Below are 6,623 nucleotides of genomic sequence, written 5' to 3'. Positions count from 1 at the left end.
TCGCCCACGAGGCGGTCGGCGAGATCGTCGCGCTTGGTGCGCCGGGGGGCGGGCACGGCTGGTCGGTTGGCGACCGCGTCGCGCTCAACCCGATGCGCGTCGACATCGCCGGGATGGGTGCGCTGCGCACCGTCGGCCTCTATCCGCTCGCCGCGCTCCTGCCCGTGCCGCCGGATTTCTCCGACGCGGAGGGCGCGGCCTATTGGATGGCCGTCTTCACGATGGGCGGCGCGCTGATGCGGGCGGGTCTCGGCCCCGGCGAGGGTGGGGGGAAGACGGTGCTGGTCACCGCCGCGACCGGGGGCATGGGCGTCGTCGGCCTGCAGCTCGCGCGCCACTGGGGCGCGACGACCATCGCGACGACCCGGAGGACGGAGAAGGTGGACGCCCTCGGGACGCTCGCGCCGCACCCGCTGGTGATTGCGACCCCGGACGACCTCGTGCGCGGCGTCACCGCCCTCGCCCCCGAGGGGATCGACGCGGTGCTCGATCCGCTGGGCGGCGCCTATGTGGGCGCGGCGCTCGCGGTGCTCGGCACGGGCGGGGTGTATGTCGGCTACGAGATGATCGCGGGCGCCACCGGGCGCTACGACATCATGACGATGCTCGCGAAGGGGGTGACGATCCGCGGCCACACGGTGTTTCAGCTTCTGGGGGATGCGCCGCTGCTCAACCGGCTCGTCGCGGCGGGGCTTGCCGCCGCGGAGCACGTCCGGCCCGTCGTCGCGGCGCGCGTCCCATACGCAAACGCGCCCGAAGCGTTTGTGGCGCTGCGGGCGGGCGATGGTGTCGGGAAGATTGTCGTGATGGGGAAGGGGGTGTGAAGAGAAGGTTTTGATGAACGTCCTCGGCAGGCCTGGCAGCGACCTACTCTCCCGCGTCTTAAGACGAAGTACCATTGGCGCTGAGGGGGTTAACGGCCGAGTTCGGAATGGGATCGGGTGGGGGCCCCTCGCAAAGGCCACCAGGCCGGCAGAGGACGTTCATTTTTGCTGATTGCTGCGCAATGAGGCGATGCCTTCGGGCTGTGTGGGGCACCGTTTGGGCACCGCGCACGCGCCCTTTGCGCTGCGATCAGATCGTGAAACTGGCGGGTCGGACCCGTCCGGCAAAAGCCGGTCTTTCCAAAATCGTATTCGTTTCGGTTCTTGCCGCAGCCTCACAACAAGCAGCCCGAAGGCATGGGCTCGTTGCGGCGCCATCGGCAGAGAACCATTCGCCACTGGCGAATGGGCATGAACTAATGAGAGTGATCAAGCCGATCGAGCGATTAGTACTGGTAAGCTACGCATGTCGCCACGCTTCCACATCCAGCCTATCAACGTCGTCGTCTACAACGGCTCTCAAGGGAGAACTCGTTTCAAGGTGGGTTTCCCGCTTAGATGCTTTCAGCGGTTATCCCGTCCGTACGTAGCTACCCTGCAATGCGGCTGGCGCCACAACAGGTCCACAAGAGGTACGTCCACCCCGGTCCTCTCGTACTAGGGGCAGATCCTTTCAATTCTCCGACACCCACGGCAGATAGGGACCAAACTGTCTCACGACGTTCTGAACCCAGCTCACGTACCGCTTTAATTGGCGAACAGCCAAACCCTTGGGACCTGCTCCAGCCCCAGGATGCGATGAGCCGACATCGAGGTGCCAAACAACACCGTCGCTATGGACGCTTGGGTGTCATCAGCCTGTTATCCCCGGCGTACCTTTTATCCGTTGAGCGATGGCCCTTCCACGCGGGACCACCGGATCACTATGGCCGTCTTTCGACTCTGCTCGACTTGTCAGTCTCGCAGTCAGGCAGGCTTATGCCATTGCACTCAACGAGCGATTTCCGACCGCTCTGAGCCCACCTTCGCACGCCTCCGTTACTCTTTGGGAGGCGACCGCCCCAGTCAAACTACCCACCATACACTGTCCCGGACCAAGGTCGCGGTTAGACATCCATGAAAGCAAGGGTGGTATTTCAAGGGTGGCTCCACGCAAGCTGGCGCTCACGCTTCAAAGCCTACCACCTATCCTACACATGCCGTCACGAATGCCAGTGTAAAGCTATAGTAAAGGTGCACGGGGTCTTTCCGTCTGACCGCAGGAACCTCGCATCTTCACGAGGAATTCAATTTCACTGAGTCGATGCTGGAGACAGCGGGGAAGTCGTTACGCCATTCGTGCAGGTCGGAACTTACCCGACAAGGAATTTCGCTACCTTAGGACCGTTATAGTTACGGCCGCCGTTTACCGGGGCTTCAATTCGGAGCTTGCACTCCTCCTTTTAACCTTCCGGCACCGGGCAGGCGTCAGACCCTATACGTCGTCTTGCGACTTCGCAGAGCCCTGTGTTTTTGATAAACAGTCGCTACCCCCTGGTCTGTGCCCCTCGAACCTGGTTGCCCAAGCCCGAGGCCTCCTTCTCGCGAACTTACGGAGGCAATTTGCCGAGTTCCTTCAGCATCGTTCTCTCAAGCGCCTTGGTATACTCTACCAGTCCACCTGTGTCGGTTTCGGGTACGGTCTGTACGGTGGAGCTATTTCCTGGAACACCTTCGCTGCACAACCAATCCAATAAGGTCGTACAACACACAGCATTCGTCACTACCACCAGGTTGCAGAATATTAACTGCATTCCCATCGACTACCCCTTTCGGGTTCGCCTTAGGGGCCGACTAACCCTGCGCAGATTAACTTTACGCAGGAACCCTTGGACTTTCGGCGAGGGAGTCTCTCACTCCCTTTATCGTTACTCATGTCAGCATTCGCACTTCCGATATCTCCACCGCCCCTCACGGGTACGGCTTCACGGACCTACGGAACGCTCCGCTACCGCTTGTCATAGACAAGCCCACAGCTTCGGCACGTGGCTTGAGCCCCGTTACATTTTCGGCGCGGAGACCCTTATTTAGACCAGTGAGCTGTTACGCTTTCTTTAAATGATGGCTGCTTCTAAGCCAACATCCTGGTTGTTTTGGGGTCTCTACATCCTTTCACACTTAGCCACGATTTGGGGGCCTTAGCTGGTGATCAGGGTTGTTTCCCTCTTCACGACAGACGTTAGCACCTGCCGTGTGTCTGCTGGATAGTACTCTCTGGTATTCGGAGTTTGGTTAGGATCAGTAAGGCGGTAAGCCCCCATAGCCCATCCAGTGCTCTACCCCCAGAGGTATTCATCCAACGCTCTACCTAAATAGATTTCGCGGAGAACCAGCTATCACCGAGTTTGATTGGCCTTTCACCCCTAACCACAAGTCATCCGAGAATTTTGCAACATTCAACGGTTCGGCCCTCCAGTTGGTGTTACCCAACCTTCAGCCTGCTCATGGCTAGATCACCCGGTTTCGGGTCTAATCCGACGAACTGAACGCCCTGTTCAGACTCGCTTTCGCTACGCCTACACCTACCGGCTTAAGCTTGCTCGTCAGACTAAGTCGCTGACCCATTATACAAAAGGTACGCGGTCACCCTTGCGGGCTCCCACTGTTTGTAAGCATCCGGTTTCAGGAACTATTTCACTCCCCTTGTCGGGGTGCTTTTCACCTTTCCCTCACGGTACTGGTTCACTATCGGTCATCGAGGAGTACTTAGCCTTGGAGGGTGGTCCCCCCATCTTCGAACAGGATTTCACGTGTCCCGCCCTACTTGATACGTCAACTTCGGATCCACATACGGGGCTGTCACCCGCTATGGCCCACCTTTCCAGATGGTTCTGCTTTCCTAAGTTGCTCGGCTGGTCCGCGTTCGCTCGCCACTACTAGCGGAGTATCGGTTGATTTCCTTTCCTCCGGGTACTGAGATGTTTCACTTCCCCGGGTTCGCTCCCTTTCGGGTACCCTTAACGGGTGGGTTTCCCCATTCGGACATCCGCGGATCAAAGTTTGTTCGCAACTCCCCACGGCTTTTCGCAGCGTACCACGTCCTTCATCGCCTCTCGATGCCTAGGCATCCACCAGATGCTCTTAAGGCACTTGATCACTCTCATTATCAATGCCCACCCAAAAACACCCTGCGGAGGTGCACCTCTTGCGAAGTGAGTGGACACGATAAGGAAAGACCAGTTTCACGAGATCTGTCCGCATCATCCCATCATGGCCGGTCAGGACCATGTGGGCAGGGGAGGGGAACAATCAGCCTCTGTCGAGGATGGATGTCGGAGATACCCTCCGCCCGTCGCACCGGAACCGATCAAACCAGGACCGTGACGCTCACGCGTAACAATGTCCTGCTCGACCCCGGTGGGCGAACAAACCTTCTCTTCACGATGTCTTGGAGTGTCGGGCCGCACCGAAGTGCTCAAGCCCAGGCGCCGCTCCGCGGCGCGATCCCGTCCGATGGACAGGAATTCGGTTCTTCTCGAACGGTCACGCGTCGTCGACGCAGCGATCTCACGATGGTGGAGCCTGTCGGGATCGAACCGACGACCCCCTGCTTGCAAAGCAGGTGCTCTCCCAGCTGAGCTAAGGCCCCTCTGTCGCGCGTCGTCGGCAATCTCTCGTGCTTCCACACCGAGATCCGTGGTGGGCCTGGATGGACTCGAACCATCGACCTTACGCTTATCAGGCGTACGCTCTAACCACCTGAGCTACAGGCCCGCCGGCTCAGCCCCTTACACAACACAGGGCCGACACACAACGTTGGTTCGCGTCCCGTCTCCATACCCAACCCCGAGAGGGGAGGGGAGACCGGTCCCACGCATACCGTTCTTTGAGAAAGAGAAACGAAGGCGGCGCCATCCCGCTAAAGCCGGTGTCCGTAGACCCGGCGTGTTTCCAAGCGTTCCGGAAAGGCAAGCCTTGATCCAGAACATCCTTAGAAAGGAGGTGATCCAGCCGCAGGTTCCCCTACGGCTACCTTGTTACGACTTCACCCCAGTCGCTGACCCTACCGTGGCCGCCTGCCTCCTTGCGGTTAGCACAGCGTCTTCGGGTAGAACCAACTCCCATGGTGTGACGGGCGGTGTGTACAAGGCCTGGGAACGTATTCACCGTGGCATGCTGTTCCACGATTACTAGCGATTCCGACTTCATGCCCTCGAGTTGCAGAGGACAATCCGAACTGAGACAGCTTTTTGGGATTCACCCATTGTCACTGCCATTGTAGCACGTGTGTAGCCCAGCCCGTAAGGGCCATGAGGACTTGACGTCATCCCCACCTTCCTCTCGGCTTATCACCGGCAGTCCCTTTAGAGTGCCCAACTGAATGCTGGCAACTAAAGGCGAGGGTTGCGCTCGTTGCGGGACTTAACCCAACATCTCACGACACGAGCTGACGACAGCCATGCAGCACCTGTGTCCGCGTCCCCGAAGGGAACCCAACGTCTCCGCTGGTAACACGGCATGTCAAGAGCTGGTAAGGTTCTGCGCGTTGCTTCGAATTAAACCACATGCTCCACCGCTTGTGCAGGCCCCCGTCAATTCCTTTGAGTTTTAATCTTGCGACCGTACTCCCCAGGCGGATAGCTTAATGCGTTAACTGCGCCACCGAGATGCATGCATCCCGACGGCTAGCTATCATCGTTTACGGCGTGGACTACCAGGGTATCTAATCCTGTTTGCTCCCCACGCTTTCGCACCTCAGCGTCAGTACCGAGCCAGTGAGCCGCCTTCGCCACTGGTGTTCTTCCGAATATCTACGAATTTCACCTCTACACTCGGAGTTCCACTCACCTCTCTCGGACTCAAGCTCACCAGTATCAAAGGCAATTCCGAGGTTGAGCCCCGGGATTTCACCCCTGACTTAATGAGCCGCCTACGCGCGCTTTACGCCCAGTAATTCCGAACAACGCTAGCCCCCTTCGTATTACCGCGGCTGCTGGCACGAAGTTAGCCGGGGCTTCTTTACTAGGTACCGTCATTATCTTCCCTAGCGAAAGAGCTTTACAACCCTAAGGCCTTCATCACTCACGCGGCATGGCTGGATCAGGCTTTCGCCCATTGTCCAATATTCCCCACTGCTGCCTCCCGTAGGAGTCTGGGCCGTGTCTCAGTCCCAGTGTGGCTGATCATCCTCTTAGACCAGCTATGGATCGTCGCCTTGGTGAGCCGTTACCTCACCAACTAGCTAATCCAACGCGGGCTCATCTATCGGCAATAAATCTTTCCCCCAAGGGGCGTATCCGGTATTAGCTTCCGTTTCCGGAGGTTATCCCGAACCGATAGGTAGATTCCCACGCGTTACTCACCCGTCTGCCACTCACCCGAAGGTGCGTTCGACTTGCATGTGTTAAGCCTGCCGCCAGCGTTCGTTCTGAGCCAGGATCAAACTCTCAAGTTGAGACAATTGATCCGGCAAGATCACGTTGACGAGGACACACTCTCCGACATCACGTCGGAGCGGTCCGTCCTGAAACGTGTCCGCCATTGTCTTGTCGATCCAGATCCGGCCGAAACCAGATCCGAGATCCGCAAGGACAACGCCGCCCACGCTTCTCTTTCTTCATATGCGATTGTCAAAGAACCCGAGGTCTAAACCTCGTTGGGAGCAGCGCTCCCGACATTCAGAGGGACAGAAGCCCTTGCCCCGATCTCTCGGGCCATCTGGCCAATCTGTCCCTGAAGCCTTCCAGGGCGGCGCCGGTTGGCGTCGCGCCCCGTCGGTGGTTGGGGATATACGCAGCCGCCCCACCGGTGTCAACACGG

1 protein-coding gene, 2 tRNA genes and 3 rRNA genes are annotated in these 6,623 nt (G+C 58.5%); 1 reads left to right on the top strand and 5 read right to left on the bottom strand.

From position 1 onward, the window contains the following. Positions 1-824, top strand: an 824-nt coding sequence (locus DBV35_RS28995) for a quinone oxidoreductase family protein (protein ID WP_157962075.1), incomplete at its 5' end; no start/stop codon positions are given. 30 nt (positions 825-854) lie between these two features. Here DBV35_RS28995 and rrf read toward each other — a convergent pair. The 5 genes from rrf to DBV35_RS28970 all read right to left on the bottom strand — a co-directional run bounded on the left by rrf (position 855) and on the right by DBV35_RS28970 (position 6,258). Continuing rightward, a 5S ribosomal RNA gene (gene rrf, locus DBV35_RS28990) occupies positions 855-969 on the bottom strand. A gap of 280 nt (positions 970-1,249) precedes the next feature. Beyond that, positions 1,250-3,959, bottom strand: a 23S ribosomal RNA gene (locus DBV35_RS28985). A gap of 417 nt (positions 3,960-4,376) precedes the next feature. Next, a tRNA-Ala gene (locus DBV35_RS28980) sits at positions 4,377-4,452 on the bottom strand. Between the two features lie 48 nt (positions 4,453-4,500). Further along, positions 4,501-4,577: transfer RNA gene (locus DBV35_RS28975), tRNA-Ile, on the bottom strand. 221 nt (positions 4,578-4,798) lie between these two features. After that, positions 4,799-6,258 (bottom strand): 16S ribosomal RNA (locus DBV35_RS28970). The 16S, 23S and 5S rRNA genes sit together here with 2 tRNA genes alongside, the layout of an rRNA operon. Positions 6,259-6,623 lie beyond the last annotated feature (365 nt).

This window comes from Acuticoccus kandeliae, assembly GCF_003073115.1.
This window is presented reverse-complemented; position numbering and strand designations above follow the sequence as displayed.